This window comes from Actinomadura macra NBRC 14102 (assembly GCF_001552215.1).
GTDB classification, from domain to species: domain Bacteria; phylum Actinomycetota; class Actinomycetes; order Streptosporangiales; family Streptosporangiaceae; genus Spirillospora; species Spirillospora macra.
Genome location: NZ_BCQT01000010.1, coordinates 440,030 through 466,861, shown reverse-complemented (window position 1 = coordinate 466,861; position 26,832 = coordinate 440,030). Strand labels below are relative to the sequence as shown.

Annotated in this window: 30 protein-coding genes and 1 riboswitch; of the genes, 18 read left to right on the top strand and 12 right to left on the bottom strand. The window is 69.8% G+C overall.

The genetic code is table 11. From position 1 onward, the window contains the following. Nucleotides 1–37: 37 nt before the first annotated feature. Together AMA02S_RS18900 and AMA02S_RS18895 are read right to left on the bottom strand one after the other, a co-directional pair. The gene (locus AMA02S_RS18900) at nucleotides 38–652 is read right to left on the bottom strand and encodes a GAF domain-containing protein (RefSeq protein WP_067460240.1); all 615 of its coding nucleotides are present in this window, start codon (nucleotides 650–652) and stop codon (nucleotides 38–40) included. 47 nt (nucleotides 653–699) lie between these two features. Further along, the gene (locus AMA02S_RS18895; RefSeq protein WP_067460237.1) at nucleotides 700–1,086 is read right to left on the bottom strand and encodes an STAS domain-containing protein; all 387 of its coding nucleotides are present in this window, start codon (nucleotides 1,084–1,086) and stop codon (nucleotides 700–702) included. Nucleotides 1,087–1,611: 525 nt separating this feature from the next. Here AMA02S_RS18895 and AMA02S_RS18890 point away from each other — a divergent pair. Next, entirely contained in the window at nucleotides 1,612–1,911 is a 300-nt protein-coding gene (locus AMA02S_RS18890; RefSeq protein WP_067460234.1) for a hypothetical protein, read from the top strand. 14 nt (nucleotides 1,912–1,925) lie between these two features. On the opposite strand, the gene AMA02S_RS18885 is transcribed toward AMA02S_RS18890, so the two are convergent. Together AMA02S_RS18885 and AMA02S_RS18880 are read right to left on the bottom strand one after the other, a co-directional pair. Further along, nucleotides 1,926–2,255 carry an STAS domain-containing protein gene (locus AMA02S_RS18885; RefSeq protein ID WP_084265305.1) on the bottom strand — a complete coding sequence of 110 codons (330 nt, stop codon included), beginning with the start codon at nucleotides 2,253–2,255 and terminating at the stop codon, nucleotides 1,926–1,928. A 109-nt stretch (nucleotides 2,256–2,364) separates the two neighbouring features. Beyond that, nucleotides 2,365–2,937 carry a DUF5994 family protein gene (locus tag AMA02S_RS18880; RefSeq protein WP_157430689.1) on the bottom strand — a complete coding sequence of 191 codons (573 nt, stop codon included), beginning with the start codon at nucleotides 2,935–2,937 and terminating at the stop codon, nucleotides 2,365–2,367. A 392-nt stretch (nucleotides 2,938–3,329) separates the two neighbouring features. Here AMA02S_RS18880 and AMA02S_RS18875 point away from each other — a divergent pair, with 392 nt between their 5' ends. Further along, on the top strand, nucleotides 3,330–3,590 hold the full coding sequence (locus tag AMA02S_RS18875; RefSeq protein WP_067460228.1) for a hypothetical protein: 261 nt from the start codon (nucleotides 3,330–3,332) through the stop codon (nucleotides 3,588–3,590). A gap of 56 nt (nucleotides 3,591–3,646) precedes the next feature. Continuing rightward, entirely contained in the window at nucleotides 3,647–4,783 is a 1,137-nt protein-coding gene (locus tag AMA02S_RS18870) for a N(5)-(carboxyethyl)ornithine synthase (RefSeq protein WP_067460225.1), read from the top strand. A 76-nt stretch (nucleotides 4,784–4,859) separates the two neighbouring features. On the opposite strand, the gene metE is transcribed toward AMA02S_RS18870, so the two are convergent. After that, nucleotides 4,860–7,103, bottom strand: coding sequence for a 5-methyltetrahydropteroyltriglutamate--homocysteine S-methyltransferase (gene metE / locus AMA02S_RS18865; RefSeq protein ID WP_067460221.1), 2,244 nt, complete (start codon nucleotides 7,101–7,103; stop codon nucleotides 4,860–4,862). A 109-nt stretch (nucleotides 7,104–7,212) separates the two neighbouring features. Next, nucleotides 7,213–7,424, bottom strand: a riboswitch (cobalamin riboswitch). A gap of 312 nt (nucleotides 7,425–7,736) precedes the next feature. Here metE and AMA02S_RS18860 point away from each other — a divergent pair. The 7 genes from AMA02S_RS18860 (at nucleotide 7,737) to AMA02S_RS18830 (ending at nucleotide 13,046) form a co-directional block, all read left to right on the top strand. Continuing rightward, the gene (locus AMA02S_RS18860; RefSeq protein WP_067460218.1) at nucleotides 7,737–8,162 is read left to right on the top strand and encodes a GAF domain-containing protein; all 426 of its coding nucleotides are present in this window, start codon (nucleotides 7,737–7,739) and stop codon (nucleotides 8,160–8,162) included. A gap of 50 nt (nucleotides 8,163–8,212) precedes the next feature. Continuing rightward, a complete protein-coding gene (locus AMA02S_RS18855) occupies nucleotides 8,213–8,911 on the top strand; it encodes a GAF and ANTAR domain-containing protein (RefSeq protein WP_084265303.1) in 699 nt (232 codons plus the stop codon). A 149-nt stretch (nucleotides 8,912–9,060) separates the two neighbouring features. Then, complete coding sequence (locus AMA02S_RS18850) at nucleotides 9,061–9,564, top strand: STAS domain-containing protein (protein ID WP_169806850.1); 504 nt, start codon at nucleotides 9,061–9,063, stop codon at nucleotides 9,562–9,564. Between the two features lie 89 nt (nucleotides 9,565–9,653). Next, nucleotides 9,654–10,589, top strand: a complete 936-nt coding sequence (locus AMA02S_RS18845; RefSeq protein WP_067460215.1) for a MerR family transcriptional regulator — start codon at nucleotides 9,654–9,656, stop codon at nucleotides 10,587–10,589. Between the two features lie 116 nt (nucleotides 10,590–10,705). Further along, nucleotides 10,706–11,215 carry an RNA polymerase sigma factor gene (locus AMA02S_RS18840; protein ID WP_067460212.1) on the top strand — a complete coding sequence of 170 codons (510 nt, stop codon included), beginning with the start codon at nucleotides 10,706–10,708 and terminating at the stop codon, nucleotides 11,213–11,215. Beyond that, nucleotides 11,212–12,210 carry a YbgA family protein gene (locus AMA02S_RS18835; protein ID WP_245667637.1) on the top strand — a complete coding sequence of 333 codons (999 nt, stop codon included), beginning with the start codon at nucleotides 11,212–11,214 and terminating at the stop codon, nucleotides 12,208–12,210. The genes AMA02S_RS18840 and AMA02S_RS18835 overlap by 4 nt, the downstream gene beginning before the upstream one ends. Nucleotides 12,211–12,488: 278 nt before the next feature. Further along, nucleotides 12,489–13,046, top strand: a complete 558-nt coding sequence (locus AMA02S_RS18830) for a hypothetical protein (protein ID WP_218005025.1) — start codon at nucleotides 12,489–12,491, stop codon at nucleotides 13,044–13,046. Between the two features lie 11 nt (nucleotides 13,047–13,057). On the opposite strand, the gene AMA02S_RS18825 is transcribed toward AMA02S_RS18830, so the two are convergent. The 3 genes from AMA02S_RS18825 to AMA02S_RS18815 all read right to left on the bottom strand — a co-directional run bounded on the left by AMA02S_RS18825 (nucleotide 13,058) and on the right by AMA02S_RS18815 (nucleotide 15,142). Continuing rightward, nucleotides 13,058–13,378, bottom strand: coding sequence for a YciI family protein (locus AMA02S_RS18825; RefSeq protein ID WP_245667666.1), 321 nt, complete (start codon nucleotides 13,376–13,378; stop codon nucleotides 13,058–13,060). 192 nt (nucleotides 13,379–13,570) lie between these two features. Next, the gene (locus AMA02S_RS18820) at nucleotides 13,571–13,945 is read right to left on the bottom strand and encodes a hypothetical protein (RefSeq protein ID WP_067460207.1); all 375 of its coding nucleotides are present in this window, start codon (nucleotides 13,943–13,945) and stop codon (nucleotides 13,571–13,573) included. Nucleotides 13,946–14,191: 246 nt separating this feature from the next. Beyond that, nucleotides 14,192–15,142 (bottom strand): helix-turn-helix domain-containing protein, encoded by a 951-nt coding sequence (locus AMA02S_RS18815; RefSeq protein WP_067460204.1) that lies wholly within the window; start codon nucleotides 15,140–15,142, stop codon nucleotides 14,192–14,194. Nucleotides 15,143–15,213: 71 nt separating this feature from the next. Between AMA02S_RS18815 and AMA02S_RS18810 the strand changes: the two genes are divergently transcribed. Further along, nucleotides 15,214–15,546: a cupin domain-containing protein gene (locus AMA02S_RS18810; protein ID WP_067460201.1), complete on the top strand. Its 333-nt coding sequence runs from the start codon at nucleotides 15,214–15,216 to the stop codon at nucleotides 15,544–15,546. Nucleotides 15,547–15,551: 5 nt separating this feature from the next. On the opposite strand, the gene AMA02S_RS18805 is transcribed toward AMA02S_RS18810, so the two are convergent. From AMA02S_RS18805 to AMA02S_RS18795, 4 genes are all read right to left on the bottom strand, one after another. After that, nucleotides 15,552–16,568 (bottom strand): hypothetical protein, encoded by a 1,017-nt coding sequence (locus AMA02S_RS18805; protein WP_157430688.1) that lies wholly within the window; start codon nucleotides 16,566–16,568, stop codon nucleotides 15,552–15,554. Nucleotides 16,569–17,009: 441 nt separating this feature from the next. Beyond that, nucleotides 17,010–17,741, bottom strand: coding sequence for a PaeR7I family type II restriction endonuclease (locus AMA02S_RS40445; RefSeq protein WP_084265300.1), 732 nt, complete (start codon nucleotides 17,739–17,741; stop codon nucleotides 17,010–17,012). Between the two features lie 9 nt (nucleotides 17,742–17,750). Beyond that, nucleotides 17,751–19,427, bottom strand: a complete 1,677-nt coding sequence (locus AMA02S_RS18800) for an Eco57I restriction-modification methylase domain-containing protein (protein WP_218005023.1) — start codon at nucleotides 19,425–19,427, stop codon at nucleotides 17,751–17,753. 190 nt (nucleotides 19,428–19,617) lie between these two features. Continuing rightward, on the bottom strand, nucleotides 19,618–20,256 hold the full coding sequence (locus tag AMA02S_RS18795) for a DUF4360 domain-containing protein (RefSeq protein ID WP_067460196.1): 639 nt from the start codon (nucleotides 20,254–20,256) through the stop codon (nucleotides 19,618–19,620). 495 nt (nucleotides 20,257–20,751) lie between these two features. Here AMA02S_RS18795 and AMA02S_RS18790 point away from each other — a divergent pair, with 495 nt between their 5' ends. Genes AMA02S_RS18790 through AMA02S_RS18760 form a run of 7 tightly spaced genes read left to right on the top strand, consistent with a single transcriptional unit; the run spans nucleotide 20,752 to nucleotide 26,828 of the window. Then, nucleotides 20,752–21,417 (top strand): GntR family transcriptional regulator, encoded by a 666-nt coding sequence (locus tag AMA02S_RS18790; RefSeq protein WP_067460193.1) that lies wholly within the window; start codon nucleotides 20,752–20,754, stop codon nucleotides 21,415–21,417. After that, on the top strand, nucleotides 21,414–22,190 hold the full coding sequence (locus AMA02S_RS18785; protein ID WP_067460190.1) for a nitrilase-related carbon-nitrogen hydrolase: 777 nt from the start codon (nucleotides 21,414–21,416) through the stop codon (nucleotides 22,188–22,190). Before AMA02S_RS18790 ends, AMA02S_RS18785 begins: the two co-directional genes overlap by 4 nt. Next, nucleotides 22,187–22,846 carry a DUF2848 family protein gene (locus AMA02S_RS18780; RefSeq protein WP_067460187.1) on the top strand — a complete coding sequence of 220 codons (660 nt, stop codon included), beginning with the start codon at nucleotides 22,187–22,189 and terminating at the stop codon, nucleotides 22,844–22,846. Before AMA02S_RS18785 ends, AMA02S_RS18780 begins: the two co-directional genes overlap by 4 nt. Then, nucleotides 22,846–24,291 (top strand): 4-hydroxyphenylacetate 3-hydroxylase family protein, encoded by a 1,446-nt coding sequence (locus tag AMA02S_RS18775; RefSeq protein WP_067460855.1) that lies wholly within the window; start codon nucleotides 22,846–22,848, stop codon nucleotides 24,289–24,291. The genes AMA02S_RS18780 and AMA02S_RS18775 overlap by 1 nt, the downstream gene beginning before the upstream one ends. Nucleotides 24,292–24,304: 13 nt before the next feature. Next, nucleotides 24,305–24,649 (top strand): cupin domain-containing protein, encoded by a 345-nt coding sequence (locus tag AMA02S_RS18770; protein ID WP_067460185.1) that lies wholly within the window; start codon nucleotides 24,305–24,307, stop codon nucleotides 24,647–24,649. Nucleotides 24,650–24,662: 13 nt separating this feature from the next. Continuing rightward, nucleotides 24,663–25,196, top strand: a complete 534-nt coding sequence (locus tag AMA02S_RS18765; protein ID WP_067460182.1) for a flavin reductase family protein — start codon at nucleotides 24,663–24,665, stop codon at nucleotides 25,194–25,196. Nucleotides 25,197–25,250: 54 nt separating this feature from the next. Further along, nucleotides 25,251–26,828 (top strand): CocE/NonD family hydrolase, encoded by a 1,578-nt coding sequence (locus AMA02S_RS18760; RefSeq protein WP_067460178.1) that lies wholly within the window; start codon nucleotides 25,251–25,253, stop codon nucleotides 26,826–26,828. The last annotated feature ends 4 nt before the right edge of the window (nucleotides 26,829–26,832 follow it).

The following is a 26,832-nucleotide window of genomic DNA, read 5'->3' as shown; positions in this document are numbered from 1 at the left end:
CCCCCCCGCCGGGCGCCGCCGCTGCCGCCCGATCGCCTCACGCCTGGGTTGACCAGGGCGGGCGCAGCGCCCGGACGACATGCGCGCGGTCGGCGGGATCCGGCGAGACTCCGGCGCGGTGCGCCTCGGACAGCTCGATCAGCCGGGCGGACATGTCGGCGAAGAGCAGCATCTGGCGTGCCATGACCGGGCTGAACGGCTGCGCTCCCGGACGGCCGAGGACGGCGAGCACCCCACGGGTGGCCTCGCCCGTCTCCAACGGCAGGATCAGTATCGGGCCGGCCGGCAGGGCGCTGAGCGTCTGGTCGGCGACGATCCGCGCGGACAGCGCGCGGCGCGAGCTGAACGCCCGGCCGAGCATCGACCGGCCGCGCCGCACCGTCAGCCCGCGTATGCGGTCGCTGCCGGCGCCGATCGCGACGTCGATCCGCAGCGTGTCGGGGTCCTCTGCGGGCATGGCGATGAACGCCAGCGGAACGCGGGTCATCGCGCGGGCGTGCGCCGCCAGGAGGGTCAGCATGTCGGGCAGGCGCGTCCCGTTCAGGACGGCCGTCATCAGGTCGAACGTCGCGTCCAGCCGCTCACGGTCCTCGGCTCGCCGGGCCGCGCCCGCGTGTCCCCAGCCGCTCGGCGGCGTCTCGTCCCCGCTCATGTCGTCATCCCGCTCTCCTCCTCCGGCCGGGACGGCGCTCCCCGCGCTCAGGCCACGGCCGATCGGACTCCGGCACGGGCGAACCGGGCCGCGGTGACGGTGGGGCGGATGGTGAAGGCCCGGGACAACCCGGTGATGTGCAGCAGCTTGACCATCTGCGGGCCCGGGGCGGCGAGGACGATGGTGGTGCCCCTCGGTTCCGTCCGCCGCCGCGCGCCGATGAGCAGGGCAAGACCGGACGCGTCGCAGAACGTCACCCCCGACAGGTCAATGACGACGCGCGGCCCGACGTTGCGCAGCGCGGCGTTCAGGCGTTCCCGCAGGGAGGGCGTGGACGCGATGTCGAGTTCGCCGCTGAGGGTGATGACGGTGTGTTCCGCGAGCCGTTCTCGGCTCAGCCCGGCCTCTCGCGAGGCGGTGTGAATGGCGGGCATGCTGGATCTCCGATCCGAGGTCTGTGTGCGCCGGTCGCGGCCAAGGCCGGTCCGGCGGCGGCACGGGCCGTCAGCCCGTGGTGAAGAGTACGCGGCGTCCGCACCGTCGCTCCGCGGTCAACGTGATCGCCCCTCGGTGTCAGGGAGGGTTCCTGCGCTTTCCGGCGCGGACGGCGGACGTCCGCGTCCGGACGGGGTGGTGTTGCGCCGTCATGGGCGCCGGCCTGTCCGGGCCCCGAGGGGGCCGAGTTCCGGGAAACCAGGGGAACACGGGCTGGCCGCCCGCATCGAGAACCCCTCGTTCACTTCAAGTCTACGCCTTTCGGGGGCCACGCGCTCTGAACGTCCCTCGACCAGCGGGTCTTCGGCCTGCTCGAAGCCCGTCCGGCACGGGGTCTTGCGCGCGGGAGAGGTCTTCTCCCTCCGCGCCGATGTCGTCGCCGGGTAGGGGGTGGGCGTGCGGTCAGGTCGCCTATGTTGAAAGTGATACGGCAAGTGCCCTGCCGTTCCAGGGAGATGAGGCTCATGAGCGGAACGGCGTCCCAGGTGTGGATCTCGGCCGCTGACGGTGGCGACATGGTGCGCGCCGATGCGATCGTGATGCTCCGTTTGGACGAGACAGGCCGGCTGACGGCACAACTCCGCGATGACGCGAGGGTCAGCGTCAGCCTTCTGGAAGGCTCGTCGGCCGGTGGCCGCCCGCCCGCCGACTTCCACCGACAGCTGATCCGGGCGGTCGTCGAGCTCGCGGACTCCAGTGGTGCGCGGCTCGTCCACGCACGCCACGAGGACGGCGTGTGGCGTTGGATCAGTGAATCGCTCTGAGACGGCGGTGGCGGTTACGCGGCGAGTCCATCCGGGACAAGCACGGCCGGATGGACGGCGAGGGTCCGGTCCAGCCCGCTGACGCGGAGCAGCTTGACGACCTGCGGTCCGGGGGAGGCCAGGCGGACCGTGATGCCGAGCCCGGCGGCACGCTTCTGGGTGCCGACCAGTACGGCCAGCCCCGCCAGGTCGCAGGAGGGCACCTCGCCCAGGTCGACTATCAGCAGCCGACCGCTGTGACGTAGCGCGCCGATCAGATGCTCGCGCAGCGCCGGCGCGGCCGCCGCGTTCAGGGCGCCGTGCAAGGCGACGATGGTGTGGCCGGGACGCGGACGGGGAGGCATGGTCACTTCCGCGGGGGCGGAAGAGGGAGTGATGGTCACGGCGATCTCCGATCGCAGAGGGCGGACGCACCGGCCGAGACGCGGACCGGGCCTGGCGGAGGCTGGATCACTATGCCGGGCGGTTCTCCCGCAATCGCCCACCCTCAGATTCCCAGGCGTTCTCTGAGGCGGCCTGCATGCCGGACCGGTTCGCTCGACCGGGCGGCGTGGCGAGCAGGGCCGGCAGGTCGGGGCTGTGGAGGAATCCGTCGGTGCGGGCGGCCAGTTCCATGACCGCCTGGGCCCTCTCGTGAGGCGTGGCGGCGGGGACCGTGAGCAGATCGATGCGCCGGCCGCCTGCGCAGATCGCCGTGAGGAGCCCCACGGGAAGGGTGTCGAACCAGCTCAGCCGAACCACCTGGGTGTTGTCCGGGCCGTCGACGCGCAGCCGGCGGGGATGGCTGTCCCAGTCGCCGACCCGCAACATCACATGGGTGACGGGACGGCGGGCATCACCGTGACCGTGCTCTTGCACGGCCAGGATCAGCCCCGGCAGTTCCGCCACCGGATCGGTACTGCGGGGCCACCAGGCGCCGTCCAGCAGCGTCCGCGCCGAGCCGGCGGATGCGGGCCCGAAGCGTAGCCGTGGGGACGAGGGGGCCGACAAGCTGATCGTGGTGCGGCGCTCGGTGGTGCTCCACATGGCCATCGCCTTCCGATCGGTGTCCGACCGACACGGCGGGCCGGATTATCGCCGGGGTGCCGGCGTCCGATGCCGTCAGCTGACTCGCCGCCACTGGCGCGAGATCACATTACGTCATTCGTCGGATACTTTTTAATATACCCCATAAATGTTCGGTATCGTGAAAATTCGATAATCAATTTCTGGGAATAATTCGCGGGTCGCCAGGTAGACTCCGAATACGCCCGGCGTCATTTGTGAACCGCTCGCGTCCCGGCGCTCACGGGCGGGCCGGCGCGGACGCGGGCGCCCGCAGGTCGGCGATCGTCCGCGTAGACTGCGGGTATCCGGCTATGACGACCTCCCACACGCGGTTGACTCGCCACACCGGCTCGCCCCCGAAGGGGGATGCCATGCCGCTCCCGAACCGCGCACGCCGAACCGGTACCGACCGCACTATCCGCGCGTCCCGGATGGGACTCGCCGGCCCCCTGGCGATCACCGGGGTGGCGCTCATCGTCTTCACGGTCTTCTGGACGACGGCCTCGCCGCTGATCGCGGTGGTCATGGCGCTGGCCGCGCTGGCCGCCGGAGCGATCCTGCTCGTCCTGGTCTTCGGGCCGGGCCGGCTTCGCGGACGGACCCGTTCCCAGGGGCTGTGGCGGTACCGCTGACCCGCCCGCGTTCCGTTTGACGGACTCGACCCTGCCCTGGCAACGAACGGAGTTTCATGGTCCTGACGCTCGGAGTGACCGCTCGATCGGGTAAGGAGAACGAGCGCAGGCAGCCGATCCACCCGCTGCACATCGAGCGGATAGACCCCGCCCTCCGCTCGCGCGTGTTCCTCGAACGCGGGTACGGCGAGGGTTTCGGTGTCCCGGACGAGAAACTGGCGCCGCATGTCGGCGGGCTGCTCACCCGTGAGGAGCTCATCGACCGCTGCGATGTCCTCCTGCTGCTCAAACCGCGGCCCGATGACCTCAAGAGGATGCGCCGCGGCCAGATCCTGTGGGGCTGGCCCCACTGCGTCCAGGACCCGGAGATCACCCAGCTCGCGGTCGACGCACGGCTGACGCTCATCGCGTTCGAGGCGATGAACCACTGGACCGCCGCCGGCGGGTTCGGCCTGCATGTGTTCCACAAGAACAACGAACTCGCCGGCTACTGCTCGGTGATGCACGCCCTCGCCCTCTCCGGCGTCACCGGCGCCTACGGACGACGGCGGAGCGCGGCCGTCATCAGCTTCGGCGCGACCGCCCGGGGCGCGGTCACGGCGCTGAACGCGCTCGGTGTCCACGACGTCCACATCCTGACGCAGCGGGGTGTCAGCGCGGTGGGCTCACCGATCCACTCGGCCCGGATCGTCCATTTCGATCGCCGTCCGGACGACCCGACCCTCACCCAGGTGCTCACCGAGGACGGCCCGATGCCGACCGCCGCCTTCCTCGCGCGGCACGACATCATCGTCAACTGCGTCCTTCAGGACACCGGCGCGCCGCTCATCTTCGCGACCCTCGGAGACCTGCCGCTCTTCAGGCCGGGCACGCTCGCCATCGACGTGTCCTGTGACGCGGGCATGGGGTTCGAGTGGTCGCGTCCGACACCGTTCACCGACCCGATGTTCACCGTCGGCACCGTCCGCAACTACGGCGTCGATCACAGCCCGTCCTATCTCTGGGACTCCGCGACCTGGGAGATCAGCGAGGCCCTGCTGCCGCACCTGCGCACGGTTCTCGCCGGCCCCATAGGCTGGGAAGCCGACAAGACCGTCCAGCGGGCTGTGGAGATCCGCGACGGTGTCATCAAGAATCCCGCCGTCCTCGCCTTCCAGCAGCGCTCCTCCACCTACCCGCACCTCCAAACCTGACGGGCGCGACCGGACCCGCCAGGTGAGCGGACGGCCTTCCCCGTCCGGCGAGGAAGGCCGTCGATCGAACCTCGGCTCAGCCGGTGCGGTCCTGCCGGACGCGGTGCGCCGCCGTGACCAGGTTGCGCAGGGACGCCTCGGTCTCGGGGTAGGCGCGGGTCTTCAGGCCGCAGTCGGGATTGACCCACAGCCGGGCGGGCTCGACGGCCTGGAGCGCGCGCCGGAGGTTGTCCTCCATCTCCTCGGCGGACGGGACGCGGGGCGAGTGGATGTCGTAGACGCCCGGCCCGATGCCGTTGTCGTACCCGGCGGCGCGCAGGTCGGCGACCAGTTCCATGCGCGAGCGGGCGGCCTCGACGCTGGTGACGTCGGCGTCCAGGGCACCGATCGCGCCGATGATCTCGCCGAACTCCGAGTAGCACATGTGGGTGTGGATCTGCGTGGCGTCCGCGACGCCCGAGGTGGCCAGCCGGAACGCCTCCACGGCCCAGTCCAGGTAGGCGGCGCGGTCGGCCTCGCGCAGCGGCAGTGACTCGCGCAGCGCCGGCTCGTCCACCTGGATGACGCGCACCCCGGCCGCCTCCAGGTCGCCGATCTCGTCCCGCAGGGCCAGCGCCACCTGCCGCGCGGTGTCGGCGAGCGGCTGGTCGTCCCGGACGAACGACCAGGCCAGCATCGTGACGGGGCCGGTCAGCATCCCCTTCACGGGCTTGCTCGTCAGCGACTGCGCGTAGGTCGCCCACTCCACCGTCATCGGACGCGGCCGCGCGATGTCGCCGTGCAGGATCGGCGGCCGCACGTAACGCGACCCATAGGACTGCACCCAGCCGTGCTCCGTGGCGGCGTACCCGTCGAGCTGCTCGGCGAAGTACTGGACCATGTCGTTGCGCTCCGGCTCGCCGTGCACGAGCACGTCCAGCCCGATGTCCTCCTGGAGCTCGATGACCCGCGCGATCTCCTCCTTCATGGCCTGGACGTAGGCGTCGGCGGAGATCCGTCCGGCCCGCCCGTCGGCGCGGGCACGGCGGATCCCCGGGGTCTGCGGGAACGAGCCGATCGTCGTCGTCGGCAGGTCGGGCAGGCCGAGCGCGGCGCGCTGCGCGGCGAACCGGCCCGCGCGGTCGCCCCGGCGCACGCCGCGAAGGGCGTCCAGGCGGGCCCGGACGTCATGGTCGACCGCCGGTGCCGGGGCGGGAGCCTCCGCCGGCGCCGGACCGTCCTCGCGCAGTGCCCTGCCGAGCGCGACGACCTCGGCGACCTTCTGCCGGGCGAAGGCGAGCCGCCCGCGCACCGACGGGTCCAGCGACGTCTCGGCGTCCAGGTCGATCGGGACGTGCAGCAGCGAGCACGACGTGCTCACCACCACCTGGTCGGCCAGCCCGAGCAGGGTGGCGCAGGTGGCGCGGGCCCTGCGCGTGTCGGTGCGCCAGACGTTGCGGCCGTCGACGACGCCCGCCACGACGGTCTTGCGCGGCAGCCCGCCGACCGACGCGAGGGCCTCCAGGTTGCCGGACCCGGCGACGAAGTCCAGGCCGACGGCCTCGACCCGGTCGGCCAGCACCCGCAGCGCGTCCACGCCGATCGTCGCGAAGTAGGTCGAGACCAGCAGGCGCGGACGCGACGACAGCCCGCCGAGCCGCCCGTAGGCGCGGGCGAGCGCGGCGATCTCCTCATCGGTCCGGTCGGCCACGAGCGCGGGCTCGTCCAGCTGCACCCAGGCGGCGCCGGCGCCGGAGAGCCGCTCCAGCAGCTCGGCGTACACCTCGACCAGGTCGTCCAGCAGGTCCAGCGGCCGGAACCCGGCCGGCGCACCCGGTGCGGGCTTGGCCAGCAGCAGGTAGGTCAGCGGCCCGACCAGGACCGGACGCGTCTCGACGCCCAGCGACCTGGCCTCTCCGTACTCGGCCAGGGGCTTGGACGCCGACCCGCCGGCCAGCCGGAACCGGGTGTCCGGCTCCAGTTCGGGGACGATGTAGTGGTAGTTGGTGTCGAACCACTTGGTCATCTCCAGCGGCGGGACGTCCTGGACCCCGCGCGCCATCGCGAAGTACCGGTCGAGCCCGGTCAGATGCCGGTACCGGTCCGGGACGGCGTCGACGAGGACGCTGGTGTCGAGCACCTGGTCGTAGAAGGAGAACGTGTTCGACGGGATCGCGTCCAGCCCCGCGTCGCGCAGCTGGGTCCAGACCTGACGGCGTAGCTCGGCCCCCGCCTCGTCCAGCGCGGCGGCGTCGATGCGTCCGGCCCAGTAGTCCTCGGTGGCGGTCTTCAGTTCGCGGTGCGCACCGATGCGCGGATATCCCAGGACAGTGGAGTTCATGGCGGCTTCCCTCGCTGAGCCACAAGGCGGACACGCGTGGGGGACGGCGCGGCACGGTCAGGCGTGCCTGCCGTGACCCTCCCGCGAGGCCACCGACCACCGCACGCCGGACGGCGCGCGGGCGGAGGCAGGTCTTCGGACTCGCGGGCACCGCTTCCGTGAAGAAGCGTCCTACTGGCCGTCGCTTCCCAGGATCGAAGATCCCAGTGCATGATGACGGCGGTCGTTCCCGCTCACCGCTGCGGGGCAGTCCCGGATTCGCACCGGGTTCCCTCTTACGACACTCGTCACCGAGTGAACCATCCGCATCGCGGAGTCTACCAACGCGTCATGAACCACCGCCCGACAGGAGGCCCGCGGGCGCCGCTCCGAGCGCAGGTCGCAGGCGACGCGGGCGTGGTGGTGTGGGCGAGCGCCTGCCGGGTAAGGTGGAGGTGAAGTTCCGCCCTGTGTCCGCGGATCAGTGCTTTTAGGCTGCCCGAAGGGACAATCATGGCGAACGACCGTGACATCAGCGATCATACCGACCACCGTCCGTGGCCACAGCCTGGATCTGCGTCCGGCCGCGGTCGGGAAACGTTCATCGATCAGTGGTCCTTGGCCGCGGGACAGTTGGCATGTGCGTTGCGCTCGATGGCGGTCATCTCTCGGACCGATGGTGTGGCCCTGATGCTCGCCGCCGACGCGAGCGGGTTGCGCGCCGTGGGGGGATCCACGGCGGAAGGGCTCGAATTGGAGTACGCCCAGCAGGCCGAGCAGCTCGGGCCCGCCCACGAGTCCGTGGCTGCCGATCACCCCGTCGCGGTGGAGGATCTGGGCCGCGAGAGCGGGGCCGGATACGCGCGGCTGGCGCGCCGGGCGGCACCGGTTCGGGCCGTGCTGTCGGTGCCCGTGCACCTCGACGGCGGTGTCATCGGGGCGTTGAACTTCTACCGGTGCGCACCGTGCACCTGGACGCGGAACCAGATCACGGTCGGTGAGCACCTGGCCGAAACGGCCGCCGAACTGCTGGTCCGTCTCGCCGCGCACACCGCGTCGGACGACCACGGATGGCCGTAGTGCCCGCCCGGACCCATCGACCGCTGTTCCGCCATCCGAGGACGTAGATCATGATGCACATCGACACCGAAGCCCTGCAATTCAGCCTTGAGCATCTGCGTAAGACGCCGCACGAGACGGATGTGGTGCGCGCGCTCCAGCGTGTGGTCAGCTCGGTGGACGAGCTGTTCGGCTACGACGGCGCCGGCATCATGCTCATCGACGAGGAGGAGCAACTCCTCTACGTGGCCGCCTCGGACGAGGTCGGACGGACCCTGGAACAGGCGCAGATCGACGCCGAACAGGGCCCGTGCTACGACACCTATGTCGTCGGCCACCCGGTGTCCACGAAGGACGTGCGGTCCGACGCCCGCTGGCCGCAACTCGTCGAGGTGCTGGACGAGCGCGTGCGGGCGGTGGCCGGGGTGCCGATACTGCTGGGAGGCAGTCCGGTCGGGACCCTGAACGTCTACCGGTCCCAGCCGTACGGATGGGACGACTCAGACATCTCGGCATTGCGCGCCTACGCGGGCCTGATCGGGGAGCTGATGTCCGCCGCGCTGTCGTCGCAGGAGCACAGCGTCACCGCCGCCCAGTTGCAGTACGCGCTGGACTACCGGGTGATCATCGAGCGGGCCATCGGCTACCTGATGGCCACCCACAAGGTGGACGCCGTCTCGGCCTTCAACCGGTTGCGCCGGCAGGCGCGGGACAGCCGGCGCCGCGTCGCCGACCTGGCCGCCGAGATCCTCGAAAAGGGCGTTTCCTAGGTTCCGCAACCGTCCGACGTCCGCTGATCCGACCTCATCCACTTATCCGACGCGCGTCCGATCCGATTGGACCACGTTCGCTTGTTTCGTCTTGGCCCGGCCCCTGACCCCGCCCGGTCCCGGAGATCTCGCGTAGCCCTGGAGGCTCTGTGACCTTGCCCGACAACACCTCGACCCAACCCTACGCACCCCCCGACGTGCCGCCGGTGCCCTCGCCGGCGCTGACCCCGCCCGCGGCGGGCACCGACGCCTACACCGGCAGCGTTCTCCTGCTGGCCGTCGACGTCCATCACGACGGGACCACGACGGAGCTCCGCCTGAGCGGCGAGCTGGACGTGGCGACCGCGGACGAGCTGCGCCATCACATCCGGATGGCGGTCAACGCGCACAACCCGCACCGGTTGCTGCTGGAGATGTCGGGGCTCGGCTTCGCCGACTCCAGCGGCCTGTCCGTCCTGGTGTGGGCCCACCAGCTGATGAGCGAGCGCGGCCACCAGCTCCGCCTGCACCATCCGCAGCCGCAGGTGATGCGCGTCCTGCACATCACCGGCCTGCACACCCGCCTGCACATCACCGAGGCGAGCGCGTCCGGAGGCTCGCGCTCACCCGGATCCGACCGCCGGCCCGCGCGGCGGAGGTCGGCTCCCCGGTAGGCCCGTGATGAAACCGGTGCGCGGGGTTCTGGCGAAGACCTGGTAGATCGTACGCTTTGCGATCCGGGACAACGCGGGGAGTCGAGCGCATGGACGGGTCGGCGGGCCGAGAGGCCGGGCTGGGTGTGGGCGCGGTGGCGCAGCGCCTCGGCGTGGCCGCCTCGACCCTGCGCACCTGGGACCGCCGGTACGGGATCGGCCCCAGCGGGCGCAGCCCGGGCGGCCACCGGCGCTACACCCCCGCCGACCTGGCACGGCTGGCGACCATGCAGCGGCAGATCCTCGCCGGTGCCCCGCCGGGTGAGGCCGCCCGGGTCGCGCTGGACGAGCCGCCGGGCGAGCCCGCGCCCCGCGCGCACGGCGCGGGCGGCCGTCGCGTCCCCCTGGCCGGAACCTCCGCCACGCCGGACGGGACGGGCGCCGCGGTGCGGGGCCTGGCCCGGGCGGCGATGGCGCTGGACCAGCCCGCGATGGTCGAGACCGTCCGGGACGCGCTGCGCCGGGACGGGGTCGTGGCGACCTGGGACGGGCTGATCGTTCCCGTCCTGACGGGGGTCGGGCGCAAGTACATGGCGACCGGGGAGTGCGTGGAGGTCGAGCATCTGCTGTCCACGGTCCTCCTCGGTTGCCTGGCGGAGGTGACCGCGCCGGCGCGGTCGCTGAACGTCCGTCCCGTGCTGCTGGCGTGCGCGCCGGAGGAACAGCACTGCCTGCCGGTGTACGCGCTGGCCGCGGCCCTTGCCGAGGCCGGTGCCACGGCGCGGATCCTGGGCGCGCGTGTGCCGCCCCGTGCGCTGGCCGCCGCGATCCGGAGGGCCGGCCCGAACGCCGTCTTCGTCTGGTCGCAGACCGCCGAGACTGGTGAGCCCGGCTGGCTGGACGGGCTGCCGCCGTCGCGTCCCCCGTATCGCCTGGTGGTCGGCGGGCCCGGCTGGGCGCGCGACCGCCTGCCGGGCTCCGTCGTCCTGATCGGGACGCTACCCGAGGCCGTCGCCGAACTGACGTCGACGCCGCCGCTCGCCTGATCGCTCCTGGTCGTCGTACCGGCTTTCCTCTTCCTTTGCGCTGTGCTGGTTGCGCATGCCCACCGTTTTGACTATGAACAAGTTTTGAATCACTTTTTCTGGAGACGACGGTGCATATGACCCCGCACACGAGCCTGGGACAGCGGCTTGCCCACGGCGACGAGACGGCGCTGGCCGAGTGCTACCGGACGCTCGCGCCCCTCGTCCGCCACCACGCGGCACGGCTGGTACCCGGGCACGCCGTGGACGACGTCGTCCAGCTCGTCTTCCTGGAGGTGTGGCGGTCGCGGCGCCGCTTCGATCCCACCCGCGACCTGGAACCGTGGGTGATCGCCATCGTCCGCAAACGCGCCATCGACCAGCTGCGCGCCGAGGCGCGCCACCACCGGCGCGCGGTGCCGCTGGAGGACGCCGCCGCCGTGCCCGACGCGGCGCCCGCCCTGGACGTCGCGCACGACGTCCGCAACGCGCTGGCGGTGCTGCCCGTCCCGCAGCGGCAGGCGATCGTGCTCGCGCACTTCGGGCAGCTGACCCAGCGCGAGATCGCCGACCGGCTGGCCGTCCCGCTCGGCACCGTCAAGGCGCGTACCGCCCGCGGGATGCGCCGCATGAAGGAGCTGCTGTGACCCCGCCCCTGCCGCCGCCCGGACCCGCGCCCGGGGCCCATCCACGCCCCCGGCTCGCGGTGTCCAGCTGCCTGCTCGGCGCGCCCGTCCGCTACAACGGCGGCCACAGCCGCGACCGTTTCCTCACCGGTCCGCTCGCGCACCACGTCGACTGGGTGCCCATCTGCCCGGAGATGGAGATCGGCCTCGGCGCCCCGCGCCCCACCCTGCGGCTGCTCACCGACCAGCACATCGTCACCAAGGACGGCGGCGCCGACCACACCCGCGCGATGACCACCCTGGCGGACGACCGCGTCGTCGCCATCGCCGACGTCGACGGGTATGTGTTCAAGTCGCGTTCACCGAGCTGCGGGCTGCTGAACCTGCCGCGCTACGCGTCCGGACGGCCCGGCGAACGCACCGACGGGCAGCCGGTGGACCGCCGCGGCCGGGGCGTGTTCGCCGCCCTGGTCACCGGCGCGCTCCCGCACCTTCCGGCCGAGGAGGACGGGCGGCTGCGCGACCCCGTCCTGCGCGAGCACTTCGTCGAGCGCGTCTTCGCCCACGCCCGCCTCCGCGAGCTGTTCGCCGGCGACTGGCGGCCCCGCGACCTCGTCGCCTTCCACAGCCGCCACAAGCTCCAGCTTCTCGCGCACACACCGTCCGCGTACCGGGAGATGGGGCGGATCGTCGCGCAGGCGGGCACCCGCGACCGCGACGGCCTGGAAGCCGACTACCGTCGCGCCTTCGCCGAGGCCATGGCCGTCCGTCCCGGCCGGGGCCGCCACGCCAACGCGCTGCTGCACGTCTTCGGCCCGCTGAGCGAGCACCTCAACGAGGCGCGGCGGCATGACATCGTGGCCGCCATCGAGTCCTACCGGCAGGGCGAGGCGCCGCTGAGCGTCCCCGTCGCCCTGCTGCACCATCACGCCGAAGGCGAGGACCTCGCCTACCTCACCCAGCAGACCTACCTGGACCCCTTCCCCGCCGACCTCGTCCTCCGCCACCATCTCTGACGCCCTTTCGCGATGATCGTGATCGTCTGCACGGTGACCGCATGGTGGCCGGCCTGGTGTTGCTCGACGTTCGGCTGCTCGACGTGGAGTCGGGGGAGTATCGGCAGGGCGACCTGTTAAGACACCCCCGGCGAGCCGCGCGCGATCGTGGCGGAGGCGGAGGCAGAGGCGGCCAACCGGTACGTCGCCGCGCACGCCTACACCGCACGATCGGTGAATCGGGCGCTGGAGCCGGGCGTCCGCGGTAACGCTGGTCGGGGGTCGAGTATCGTTCGAGGATGCGGCGGTGCGGCAGATGTCACCATTGGGAACCCGCCGGAGCGCCCGACTGCGAGCGATGCGCCGGGATCGTCGATGAGATCGTCGAATCCGGATGGCGGGGGTTCGTCACGCAGGAGTTCGGCACATTGACGGCCTCGGACGAGCACGCCGTCGCCGAGATGGTGATCGACGAGCCCGACAGACACCCGTGGCGGGTGGTGGACGCCGCCTACGACCGGCTTACCTGCGCCGAGTGCGGCGACAGGTTGAGCCGGGGCCCGGCCGGCTGCACGGCCTGCGACCTGGCCAACGGATTTCGATTCGTCGCCGTGGAGACCGACCGGCCGGGCGTCCCACCGGGCAACGAGCACGCCTTGAGGGTCAATGTGTCCGTGGTGCGCAGGCCATCAGGAATCTCGTCGCGCGAGGTGCGGGGGCGGCGGCTCTCACTCCCTCACCTCCTTGACGGATATCTGCCGACGACCAGGCAGGCCCAGGCCGCCCGTGCCCTTCTCAACGAACGGGGTACGGCGAAGCGCCTTTCCCGGGACGATGACCGACCGCCGGCCCGGTAGGCACGTGCAATCTAAGGAGTCTCCTGCAACGGCCACACCTCGACCACACCGTGCGCGACCGCGCATGGGGTCTTCGACACCAGTTGGACGGCCTCGTCCATGCTCGCGGCCTCGATGATCGCGAACCCGGCCACCGGGAGAGCGGAGGACATGAAGGAGCCCTCCCGCACGGTCACACCGGCACCATCGTGGTTACGCACCTGTGCGGGCGAACCGGCGATGCCCATGACAGTTCCGGCTTCCTGCAAGCGAGCGTCGTGCGCGTGCGCCTGGTCACGGACAGATGGGCTAGTACGGTCGTAGCCCTCCTGGTCTCCGTACCCGATAGTCACATATTTCGGCACAGCAGGTCCCCCTTCTCGCAATCGCGCGGCACGTTCACCAGTACCGACCCTGCCGAAGCCTCGAACTCATCGGTGCGACGGAAGATCCTTGGACCCCTCAGGTGGTCGGTGCCAGATGCGCCGAGGCCCCGGCGTCCTGCGCGGAGCAGGTCACCGGGGCACGGTCACGCGGGGGAGGGGTCAGCGCCACCGCTGGACGGAGCCGACGCCGTTACGGGTCTCCGGCTCGCCGTTGGGGTTGATGAACCCGCTGGGGCTTTCGCAGTTGGGGTCTTCAAAGGCCATCCACAGTTCGGGGGCCCCTTCGCTGGCGACCTGCCATGAGCTGAACCGGTAGTCGGTGTTCTGGCACTCGAAGCCCTCGAAGACCTGGTCGGGGGGCCCGCTCGGCTGGCCCCGCCAGGCGTGCAGGCTGCCTGCGGCGGCCGCGGTGGCGGTGTTCTGTCCGTCGGGGGTGTCGGCGGTTGCGGCGGGACCCAGCATCAGGCCCGTGACCGCCGTGGCTGCCGCGGCCAGAGCGCCGCAGGAACGGATGAGTCGGGGGGAGTAGCGCATGACAGATGACTCCTCTGGTTTCAGGTCGGATGACAGGAGTCTCTCCAGCAACCGACAGCTACTCAATGCACATGACCAACTACATGTTGTGTCCAAGAGGAGAGGCGGAGGTGACTGCTGAGGCGCCTGTCTCCGCCTTGTTGCATTGCTGCACGCGAGGCAAGAGCGCCCCTCGAAAACCGACGTAGACCCGGGGCCGCACAGCTGCCCGGGAGTGGGGACTCGCGTCGGTGAACCGGCGGATCGTCATCGTGGTGTGGCTCGGAACGCCCGGCGGTAGGCGCCGGGGGTTGTGCCCAGACTGTTGAGGAAGCGCCTGCGGAGATTGGTGGCCGAGGAAAGACCGACGCGGCGGGCGACGGTGTCCAAAGAGAGGTCGGAGGACTCCAGCAGATCCCGGGCCGCGGCGATCCGCTGGGCGAGCAGCCACTGCCCGGGGCTGGTGCCGAGCTGATCGGAGAAGCGCCGGGTGAGGGTACGAGTTGAGATGCCCGCGTGCGCGGCCAGGCGTTCGATGGTCACGGGTTCGCTGAGTCGCCCGGTGATCCATTCCAGCAGCGGCGCGAGCGTGTCGTCGATCTGTGCGGGATGTGGCGGCGCCGAGTACTGCAACTGCCCGCCCTCGCGGTGGGGCGGCATGACCATGGTCCGTGCGACATGCGCGGCGTACCGGGCGCCCTGGTCGTTGCGGATCAGGTGCATGCACAGGTCGATTCCGGCCCCGGCGCCGGCGCTGGTGGCTACGTCACCATGGTCCACGTACAGCACATCCGGGTCGATCCGGATAGCCGGGAAGCGCGCGGCGAACTCGTCCGCCAGTGCCCAGTGAGTGGTCGCCCGCCGTCCGTCCAGCAGGCCGGCGTGCGCCAGCGCGAAGGCGCCGGAGCAGATGCTGACGACCCGCGCTCCGCGGGAGTGGGCGCTGCGCAGCGCGCGGACGACGGCGGGAGAGGGCGGCTCCTTCGTGGGCAGCCAGCCCGGGATGATCACGGTGTCGGCCCGGGCCAGAGCGTCCAGCCCGTCAGTCACGAGCATGTCGTACCCGGCGAGCGTCGCGACCGGGCCAGGGCGCTCCGTGCACACGCCGAAGGCGTACCGCGTCGGAAGTCCTGGCCGTTCGATCCCGAACTCCTGAGCTGCGCAGCCGAGTTCGAAGGTCGACTGAGGCGGGCGGACGAGGGCCACGACGCGATGCATGGCAGGAAAGTACCGCATGATGTCTTTTCTGACACTCGGCGGGGGCCACGGTCGGCCGCCAGGCTGGCCCCATGACGACTGAACAGAACACGCCTGCCTATGTGTGGTCCGCCGTCCAGGACGCCCCGGTTCACGAACTCTTCCCAGGCATTCGTGCGCGCCCACTGTGGAACGGGGACAATGGCGCGAAGGCACATGTGCTGGAGATGGACGCGAACACATGCTGGCAGGGAGTGGACGTCCACGAACCGGGTCCCGAGGAGGTCTTCGTGATCTCTGGCATCTTCAACGACGGAGACCGGGACTACCAGGCCGGATCCTTCATCCACGCCCCCGCAGGCTCCTCGCACGTCCCGCAGACCACGACGGGTTGCACGCTGTTCCTCTTCTACCCGGAAGGTTAGTTCAGCTAGTAGCCGAAGGACGTCAGCGCCGGGCGGAAGCTGGTGTTCGCGCCGGGCACGAAGTCAGGGGACGTCCAGGTACTGGAGTTGTCGCACCGGTTCCACCAGATCCGCTGGTCTCCGGGGACTCCCTTCCAGGCCATGTAGACGTGGGGGCCGCGCACGGTCAGCGTGGGACCGACGCTGGTGTAGGCGCCGGGCACGCCTTGCGGGGCCGACCAGCGCGCCGGGTAGAGCATGCGGCTCCAGTAGATCTGCCCGTCGGAGGGGTTCCTCCAGGCCATGACCAGGCCGCCGATGGACGGAGCGGCCAGCGCGACCCCGGCGTCGGTGAAGGCACCCGATAACGGCGTCGGCGCGTTCCAGCTCTTGCGGTCCCGGTGGTCGAAGGTCATCCAGTAGATCTGCTGGCTGGTGTTGTGCTTCCAGACCATGTTGACCTCGCCCCAGTCCTGGAGCGAGCCGGGTGCCCGGACCGCCAGCGCAGGGCCGAAGCTGGTAAAGGCGTTGGGCACGACCTGTGTTCCGGTCCAGTTCCCGGACGGCCAGTCGCGTGAGATCCACCAGATCCGGTCATCACCGGCGACCCCCTTCCAGGCCAACCACGTATGGTCCCCCCAGACGGTGGCCGCCGGGCCGACGCTCGTGAAGGCGCCGGGCACCGCCTGCCGCTCACCGAAAGTCGAGCCGTCGAAAGCGTGGAACCAGATCTGCTGATCGTCGCCGTACCCCCGCTCGAGCATTATCGTCTGTGCCCGGAAGGGGAGGCTCAGTGCCGTACCGGCGGAGGTGATGGCGCCGGTCTTCTGCGGCCAGGTCCAGCCGGGCCCCGCACCGTCCAGATGGTTCCACCAGATGGCCTCATCGCCGTCCACGCCCTTCCAGACCATGTACGTCGTTCCCCTGTCGGGCTCTGACGCACTCGGCCAGGACGTGGCGGCGGCCGGTGCGGGAACAAGCCGCGAGCCGGCCGCCAGGGCGAGCGGGGCGGCCAGCAGCGTCCGCCTGTCTAAGTGGGCCATCGGAAGTCCCCTCCAGGAGCTGGTGACGGGAGCGCGGGCGGCGCACCGAGGAGGTGAGTCGACCGCCGACGCCACCATCCCCCCTGTCCTATATGAACATCAATGGCCATACTTGTCCGGTTCTTGCCACGTTGCCGGGCCCCAACTCAGCCGCAGCGCCCGGCTGGGTGGGCCTGCCGGTGGCGTTCCAGGCCGCGCCTCGAAATCTGTTCGTCTCCCGGCGTCGTCTGGGACGACGCTCACTTCCTGGCAGTCACCGTGCCTTGATCGACGACGCGGGTGAGCGGGCCAAGTCCGTGCTCGGCCCCCTCTGATCCCGAGAAACTGATTCCAGACGACTTTGCGCCGATCGTCCGCAACCGCTTGGCCTGCTTCGATATCGATGCTTCTCTTGGTTTGCTCGGCGACCAAGAGGTCTAGTATGGGGAACAGTATCGCCCACTATGTGCTGGCCGGAATCCCTAGCTCTCTGAGATAGGTGATACGGGCAGTTATTGCGGCGGAAAAATGCTTCCAGTCGAGGCTTTCGACTAGCTCGATGGGGTGCGGATCAGGTGCGGACGAAGTGATGTAGCAAACCGCATCATATAGACCTTCCGCCATAAGGCGCTCGCAGAAGAGTGCGAATCTTGCTTGGTAGGATCTTCCGCGCCAGATCTCCTCGACAGGCGATGCTCCCCTCTTGAGGCGTACGGGGGTGCGTGAACCGGGGGCGTCTTCCATGATAAAGAAGTAGCCGAGCCACGGCTTTTCGCCGGGAAACAGATCAGCGAGTGCGGCGCGTCTGAGGTCGACTGCGCTACCCAATGCCTCTTCTACTCGATTATTATAGTTGTTGCCGAAGGACGGGCCGCCGAGCGCTTTGAGCTCAAAGGCCGCAACGAGGGTCGTCCCATGGGATATCACGAGGTCCCACTGTTTTTGTGGGCGATAGTAGCCGGGAAGTTCCAGTCCATGCTTCTTCGCCACTCGGATGTCCTTCGTTGGATATCCGGACTCTAGGAAGAACTTGGCAAGAAGAGCGGTGATATCGTCGAAGTGTCTGCCGCCCCGTATGGAGCCGGCCGTGCCAGCGCCGACAGCATCTTTGATCTTAGATATTTCTCGCTGCGACTCTTTCGCGTCCCAGTAAGCGGCAACCGCGCCCTCGAAGTCTTGTCGAGTAACTGCCAAGGTCTTCCTTCAGTCGGGGAGTCCTGGGAGCCCGTAGGCGCGCAGGGCGGCTTGTGTCGCTGCCTGCACGTCGCGGCGTTCGAATGCCGCCGCCAAGGCCGCGCCGGTGACTTCATCTATCTCCGCAGGGTCTGGAACGCGGATCTTCCGCAGGTACTGGGCTTGGAAGCGCAGAGTTCCGCCCCGCATCTTGACCGCGTAGGCCTCCACGAATGCCTCAGCGACATTGGACAGCAGCAAACCACCAAGCACCCGCAAATCCCAGACATCAGAGACGATGAAGTACAGGTTGTGATGAGGATACAGCCCGCCCTCATCCAGCACCGGGTGAATGACCTGCTTCATGTCCGGCAGCAGGAGCTTGGGACGAGTGTTCAGCTGCGGGTCAACCTTATCGATCGTCTTGTACCAGCGTTCTGGCTGCTTACGGGCAACATGACGCTTTTGTAGCGCTGCCCGGTGCCGGGTGAGGTAGGCGCGCAGCCGCGGATAGGCTGCCAGGTCGACTAGCCCACCCAGCTCATTCCATGGGTTGACCAGGTACATACCGCCCCAGTCGAGATTCCCCGACGTCGTGTCGCGGACCATGGCGAGGGGAAGCATTCGATCTTCTTCCACGAGATCGGATCGCTCGGTGATAAAAACCTTGTCCGCTCCCGTGGCCACCCCGATGCCAACGCGTGTTCCCGTTGTCTCGTCTTCGAGGAGCTGAAACCTATCACTCAGCTCCTCCAGAACCGCCAAACGTGCAGGGGAAGCCGCCGGCCAAGAGTCCTCACCAGGGAACCAGTGAGGAAGACGCGAAGCCTTGAAGCTCGCGGTGACTACCGTGTCCTGTGACGGGCCATTCAACCATCCAAGGAGTTCCTGAGCCTCGGACGGCCCGAAACCTCTCGTGGTATCGGCGGCGATCGCGGCACCTTGTGCAGCGTTACGAATGATCGTAATGGCCGGGTAAGCGGAAACCGGTTCGTGGAACGCGTCAACGTCATGCATCGTAAGAACAAGGTCCATGCTGTGACGCCGTGTCACCGTCTGCCGAAGACGCCGGCCATATTGGTTGCGCATCCAACGATCGGCACAGATGAAGCCGAGTTTCCCGCCCGTCTTCAAGCTACGAAGGGCGGTCTCATAAAATCCCACATATACATCAGCGCGACCACCCATCGTGGGACAGACGGCCCGATAGGCCATCATGCGCTCTTCCGGCACGTCCTCAAGCCGGATGTAGGGCGGGTTGCCGACCACGAAGTCAGCCTCAGCGGTACGGTGAGCGGCGAGTAGATAGTCCCCTTGGCGCACCCAGCCTGACACGATGGCCTCAGTCTCGCTGTGTCCCCAGCCGTCCGCCGTGAGCTGGTCGCGGACGAGCGTGCGTGTCAGCTCGACGTTCCCGTGCAGCAGATCGAACGTTCGGATCGACTCAGCTGCGTCGGAAAGCGGCCGCCCATGATCTCGACACGACTTGCTCAACCGCTCCACGACCGGTCCGACGAATGCGCCCTGCCCGCACGCCGGCTCAACGAGGCTCAGCTCAGCAAGATCACGATTGGCGGTGTAGCCGACGAGGTCGAGGATCAGCTCCACGACCCACCGGCGAGTGAAGATCTCCCCGTGCCGCACAGCGGCCTGCAACGCCATCGGTAGCGAAGGCTCGTCCACGTCGAACAGCGCTTGAGTGACCACCGGCCAGACGATACCTCCAGCTACGTGGCGCCCAAGGTCACACTCTCTACTTGTGGATACTTCTTTGGCTGGCCCAGGCTGGGGCCACCGGGGTCATGAGCACCACGCTCGCGGTCCAGACGGGCGGTGATGTGCGCGCTCGCGCTTCGTGGGGGACTCCAGAGCCCCGGACGGACCCCGGGCGGCTGCTTCACGGGCAGCGCTTCCAGGCCAGCTTGATCTTGCTACCTCTGGTCGAGTCCATCTCCATGACTGTGGTCTTGGCTTTGTCGGAGGTGCCGATGTCCACCCTCAGTGACAGGTTGATCAGCAAAGTTCTTTCCTCGCCGCAGGGCTTGAACTGCTGCTCTCCGGTAGAGAAAACATCCGAGTACGTCCAGTTGTCCCAGTACGGGCCGGTGAGCTCATGTTTGTACAGCCCTCCGGACCGGCCCTGGAAGTAATAGGAGGAGGAGAGACGGCCGGAGGCGCCAGGCTGTAGATCGGCGAAGCCGGAATGGTCAGCGGCGGCGACCGCGTAGGTGAACTCCTTCGGGGCGCTGATCTGTAGTCCGGTCTGGCAGATTCTAAAGCGGTCGGTGGGTTCGGCGGTTCCGCCGGCATGTGCGCGGAAGTCGGTGGGCGTCAGGGTGAAGGTATAGGTCTGGAGATCTACGGAGAACCCCACGGTGTCTGGTGGGCAGCCCGAACCGCTGCTGGTCAGGCGTGTGATGGTGACGCTTCCCGGTGGCGGGGTGGTCGGGTCCGCGGATGCGGGGGCGGAGGTCAGGGCGGTCAGGGCGAGTGCGGCCCCCAGTGCCGCGCTCGCCGCGTGTCTGCTGTTCGTCATGGCAGCCTTCCGGGCCTGGTGAAAGGTGAAACATACTGGGAGCCGGCACGGTCGCAATGATCAGTGCGCGCCAGGGAATCTGTTGCCAGGCTAATTCTGATCTAGGAAGAACGTCAATGTTGATGTCTTTCGTTCTTCATTCACATTCAACAGTGCAGGGGGGCCTCGGCATCATTTTGATGCCATCCATTCGCTTTTGAGGGCGATCCGAAAACTGGCCCTGGGTGCGCTATGACCTGGACGAGTGCGTCACTCGTGCGCGGCCGACGTCGACTCCATCTCGCCTGTCGCGCGGCGGGCGCCTGCCGCGCCGGTCGTCATGACGATCGTGGGCGACCGGTCCGGGTACGGGGTCGTGGCCGGGGACGTCCTGGCCGCCGTGGCGACGGGCGGAACGCGGCTGAGCTCACCTGGTCCTGTCCCGTGCGAGGGTCGCTTGACCTGGGGTTTCGTCTCTCTTGTGCGTCATGTCGACGTGATGTATACATTACGTCTATGAGTCGTACGCAAGGTGCGCGGGAGAGTGCGCAGGACGTCACGTATCGGTGGTTGAAGCGGCACATCGGGTCGTTGCCCCGGCATGAGGGGACCTTCCTGACCGAGGCGGAGGTGTGCGAGGCGACGGGGACGTCGCGAACCCCTGTGCGGGAGGCGCTGCTGCGGCTGGAGACCGAGGGCTTCCTGAAGATCATGCCGAAGAAGGGCGCGTTCGTGCCGCCCGTCTCCGATGGGGAGATCCAGGCGGTGATGCAGGCCCGCGAGCTGGTCGAGGACTGGAGCGTGCGGCGGGCGACGTCGCTGGCGGAGGAACTCGCCCCGGAGTTGGAGGTCCTGGTGACGCGGCAGGAGGGGCTGCTGGACGACCCGGTCGAGTTCATCGAGTGCGACCGGGCGTTCCACCGCGCGATCGTCACGAGGGCGGGCAACTCCGTGCTGGCCGAGTTCTACGAGTCGCTGCGCGACCGGCAGGTCCGGATGGGGTTGCGGGCCATCGCGTCGGCGGAGGACCGGGCGCGGGTGGTGCTGTCGGAGCACACCGCGATCGTGGACGCGATCCGGTCGGGTGATCCGCTGCGGGCCGCCGAGGCCCTGGCCGCGCACCTGAACGGGACGCTTGAGGTCCTGCGGCTTCCCGCGGTGGCGAACTGGGACGGACGATGACGCGGGTCGCGCTCGTCCAGGTCGAGAGCCCGCCGTCCGAGCCGGTCGAGCGTCGGCGGGAGCGCGTCGGGGCGATGGTGGCCGACGCCGCGGGCGCCGAGTTGGTGCTGTTGCCCGAGTTGTGGCTGCCGGGCTATTTCGCGTTCGAGCGCTATGAGGAACTGGCCGAGCCGTTGGACGGGGACACCGTCACCGCGGCACGGGAGTGGGCCAGGGACCTGAACTGCTTCTTGCATCTGGGGAGTTTCCTGGAGCGTTCCGCGGAGGGACGGCTGCACAACACGGCCGTGCTCATCGACCCCGCAGGTGCGGTCGTCCACACGTACCGGAAGGTGCATGTGTTCGGGTACCGGTCGCGGGAGGCGGAACTGCTGACGCCGGGTTCGGGCGTTGCGGCGACGGCGTCGCCGCTGGGCCCGCTGGGTGCCACGACCTGCTATGACCTGCGGTTCCCTGAGCTGTGGCGCGACCTGGTGGACGCGGGAGCACAGGCCGTGGCGGTGCCGGCGGCGTGGCCCGCGGCGCGCCGGGGGCACTGGCGGCTGTTCACCGAATGCCGCGCGGTCGAGCAGCAGGTCGTGGTGCTGGCCTGCAACGCGGTCGGCACGCAGGGGGACGTCGAGCTGGGCGGCGCCGGACGGGTCGTCGACCCGTGGGGGACGGTCCTGGCCGAGGGCGGCGAGAAGGAGGAGATCGTCCATTGCGAGGTCGATCCGGACGTCGTGGCCCGGACGCGCGAGGAGTTCCCCGTCCTGAAGGACCGGCGGTCATGAGCGCGACGTTGCGGCTGCGGTTCAACGGCGGCGAGCTGGAGTGCGCGCCCCGGCACCTGATCGTCGCCGGTTACACGGGACGGGACGAGGCGGCGGCCCGGGTCCACATCGAGGAGCTGGCGGCGATCGGGGTGCCCGAGCCGCCGAGCGTGCCCGCGTTCTACCGGTTGGACCCCGGCCTGCTGACCGCGGAACCGGTGATCGCGGTGGCCGGCGGCAACACCTCCGGTGAGGTCGAGCCGGTGCTGATCCGGCATCGCGACCGGCACTACCTGGGCGTCGGGTCCGACCACACCGACCGCGACATCGAGCGGACCGGGATCGCCGCGGCGAAGGCCGCGTGCCCGAAGCCGCTCGGCGGCGAGGTCGTCGAGCTGCCGGACGGCGAGGCGGCGTGGGACGCCATCCGCGTCGAGTCGTCCGTGGACGGGAACCGGTACCAGTCCGGGACGCTCGCGGAACTGCGCACCCCCGGTGATCTGCTCGGCCGGCTCGCGGACGCGGTCGGCGACCTGGACGGAGACGTCGTGGTGTTCGCCGGGACGCTGCCGCTGCTCGGCGGCGTGTTCGCCCCGGGCCGCCGCTGGCAGCTCTCGCTGACCGTCGGCGCGACCACTCTGACCTGTGAATACGAGACGAAATGGAGGACGTCGTGATGCGTACCGGAGCGGAGTACCTGGCGGCGTTGAAGGACGCGCGGGAGATCTATGTCGATGGCGAGCGCGTGCAGGACGTCGCCGACCATCCGGCGTTCGCGCCGATCGCGCGGACGATGGCGGAGCTGTTCGACCTGGCCGCCGACCGGTCCACGGGGATGACCTACCGGTCGCCGGAGACGGGGGCCGAGGCCAACCTGGTGTTCTCCGTCCCGCGCAGCCGGGAGGACCTGGCGGCGCGCCGCCACGCGATCGAGACGTGGGCGCGGCACACGCACGGCTGGGTGGGACGCAGCCCCGACCATGTGGGCTCGTTCATCGCGGCGTTCGCCTCGTCGCCGGAGTCGTTCGTCACCGAGCGGCGGGACCTGTCGTCCAGCGTCACCGAGTACCACAAGCGGGTGCTGAACGAGAGCCTGTACGTCTCCTACGCGATCATTCCGCCGCAGGTGTCGCGGGCGACGACCGCGCACGCGTGGGACGGGGAGTTCATCCAGGCCGGCGTCGTCGAGGAGCGGCCGGACGGGATCGTGGTGCGTGGCGCGCAGATGCTCGCGACCGGCGCCGCGGTCGCGGACGAGATCTTCATCTCCTGTATCAAGCCGCTGACGCCGGACGACCGCGACTTCGCGGTGGGCTTCACCGTCCCGGTGTCGGCCGAGGGGCTGAAGCTGTACTGCCGCCGCCCGTACGCGACGACCGGCAGCGGCTACGACTACCCCCTGTCCACGCGCTACGACGAGACGGACTCCCTGGTCGTGCTGGACGACGTGTTCGTCCCGTGGGAGCGGGTGTTCGTGGACCGGGACGTGGAGGGGCTGCGCCGCCAGTTCTTCTCCACCGGCGCGCACGTCCTCGGCAACTGGCAGGCCCAGATCCGGTTCGTGGTGAAGCTGCGGTTCATCGCCGGGCTCGCCGGGAAGATCGCCGCGGTCAACGGTGTGGACCGGATCCCGGGCGTCCAGGAGAAGCTGGGCGAGTTGGCCGGGCTGGCGTCGCTGGTCGAGTCGGCCGTGCTCGCGGCGGAGTACAAGGCGGAGCCGGACGGGAACGGGATGTGGCGGCCGAACGCGCGGGCCGTCTACGGGGCGATGGGGCTCCAGGCCGAGCTGTATCCGCGGGTCCTGGCGATCCTGCGGGATCTCGCGGGCGGCGGGGTGCTGCAACTGCCGTCCAGCGTCGCCGACATGCGCGAACCCGCGATCCGTGCGGACATCGACCGGTACGTCCACTCCCCGGGGGTGGAGGCCGTGGACCGGGTGAAGCTGTTCAAGCTCGTCTGGGACGCGGTCGGGTCGGAGTTCGCGGGACGCCACCACCAGTACGAGATGTTCTACGCCGGCGCGCCGTTCGTCGCGAAGGGCTACGCCTACCGCAACTTCGGCTACCCCGAGGCCGTCGCCGATGTCGACGCCTTCCTCGCCGGCTACACCGACGTCGCCTGAACGGACGAGATCCATGGCCAAGCCCGAACACGAGTTCTTCCCCGCCGAGAAGGTCGGCTTCACGCCCTGCGAAGGGGACGTCCCGGAACTGACCGAGCGGATCCTCGCCGCCGACACCGGCGCCGGGGTCGCCACCCGGATGCTGCGCTTCGAGCCCGGCACCGACACCAGGCCCAACGGCGTCCAGGCGCACGACTTCTGGGAGGAGGTCTACATCCTGGAGGGCTCGATCACCGACCTGCGGCTGGGCGAGACGTTCACGGCCGGGATGTACGCCTGCCGCCCGCCCGGCATGGAGCACGGGCCGTGGCGCAGTGAGGACGGCTGCCTCACGTTCGAGGTCCGCTACCGCACATGAGGGAGGCACCGTCATGCCACCGACCACCAGCCCCGGGGCCCCGGTGCTGAACCCCGTCGACATGCGCCGCGTCATGGGGCGCTTCACGACCGGGGTCGCCGTCATCACGACGCTGGACGCGGACGGGGACCCGCATGGGATGACCGTCAACTCGCTGACGTCGGTGTCCCTGGACCCGCCGATGATCCTCGTCTGCTTCGGCGCGCGGGCCCGCACGGCCCTCGCCGTCGCCGCGTCCGGGAGGTTCGCCGTGTCGATCCTGGCCGCCCGCCAGGAGCCGATCGCGCGGCGGTTCGCCGGACGCGGCGAGGACCACTTTGCCGGGCTGCCGCTCACCTACGGCGAGCACGACGTCCCGGTCGTCCCGGACGCGCTCGCCCACCTCGAATGCGCCGTGGACCGCCAGGTCACCGCCGGCGACCACGTCGTGGTGTTCGGCGCCGTCCAGCGGACCTGCGACCGGGACGGCCTGCCGCTGGCCTTCCTCGGCGGCCGCTTCGGCGACTTCGCCGGCCGGGGGCACGAGCCTCCCGCCTGGTTCTTCTGATCCCACACCGTCTCTTCCCACCCTGGCCGTTCGCGGCCGAATGAGGAGTTCGTCATGCCCTCGATCGGATTTCCGGTCCCCTCTCCCGAGCATCTGGAGGTGCCGCTGAGCGACGGGGCCGGCCTGTCCGTGCTGCGGTACCCCGCGTCGCGCGGTCCTGCTCCGGCGGTGGTGGTCATCACGCCGTACCGCAAGGAGTCCGCGATGCACATCGAGCTGCTCCAGGTACCCGTGCGCGAGGGGTATGAGGTGCTCATCGCCGACGTGCGCGGGTTCGGCGGCTCCACCGGGCCCTACCACGGCATCCTGTCCCCGCGCGAGGTCCAGGACGGCGTCGAGCTGCTCGAGTGGGCGGCCCGGCAGGAGTTCTGCGACGGTCGGACGGCCATGATCGGCGGCTCGTACTCCGGTCTGAACCAGCTCCTCATCGGGGCCCGCCGTCCGGGCGGCCTGCGCTGCATCGCCCCGTGGATCGCCCCGACCGACTTCTACCGCGACATGTGGAAGCGCGGCGGCATCCCGTCCCACACCAACTGGGGCGCGATGGCCTTCCTGTCCGCGCAGCGCGCGGACACCCGCCGGGAGGGGCTGCGTCATTTCTACGGGGAGATCGTCGGGGAGGACTTCGACACCGAGCTGTTCCACCGCAGCACGCCGGACCTGTCGGCGATCGAGGTCCCGACCCTTTTCCTGGGCGGCTGGTACGACTACTTCCTCCGCGGCACCGTCCGGGGATTCCAGCAGGTCGGGTGCCCCAAACGGCTGGTCGTCGGGCCGTGGAGCCACGAGCCGTTCCTGTCGGACGAGCAGCGCGGCGAGCTGGCGTCCTGGCTGAACCACTGGCTGCGCGATGAGGGGGCGGACCCGACCGCGGAGGGCGCCAACGTGCGGCTGTCCTGCGTCGGCTCCGACGACTGGGAGGTCCGCGGCGACTGGCCGGCGACCGACGAGATCTCCTGGACCCGCTGGCGTCCCGTCGCCGCTGAACAGGCTGGTCCGGGGGGTGTGGGGGGTCGCACCTCCACGGAAGGCCGCGTCGTTCCCATTGAGCCCTGCCTGTCCAGCACGCCTCCTCCTCCGCCGTCCTCGGTGGACACCATGGTGGACACGACCACGAGCTCCGGGATGCGCCTGTGGGGGGAGACGGTCGTCTTCGACCTGCCGGCCGCCGGGCGACCCGCCCGCCTCCTCGGCCCGATCGGGCTTCAGGCCGTGCTGCGGACCGACGACTCCTGTACCGACTTCGAGGTGCACGCGCGGGTGTCGGTCGTCCGGCCGGACGGGCAGGTGCACCCGGTCACCGAGGGCCGGCTCCGCGCGTCCCACCGCGAGGTGGACCTCAAGCGGAGCCTGCTCGACCAGGACGGGGAGATCATCGTTCCCTGGCACACGCACGGCGAGGGCGAGCCCGTCGAACCGGGGACGCCGGTCACGCTGCACGTCGAGGTCTACCCGGTGCACATCCGGCTCGCGCCCGGCGAGCGGCTCCGGCTCGGCCTGACCCTCGTCCGGGCCGACGAGTCGGCGGCGCCCGCGCAGGCCACGCTGCTGCCCGGGACGACCGTGTCCCTCCCAGCGACCGGCCTCACGTCGTTCCCGGTCACGGGCGGCGACACCGGCCAGGACGGGTGACGAT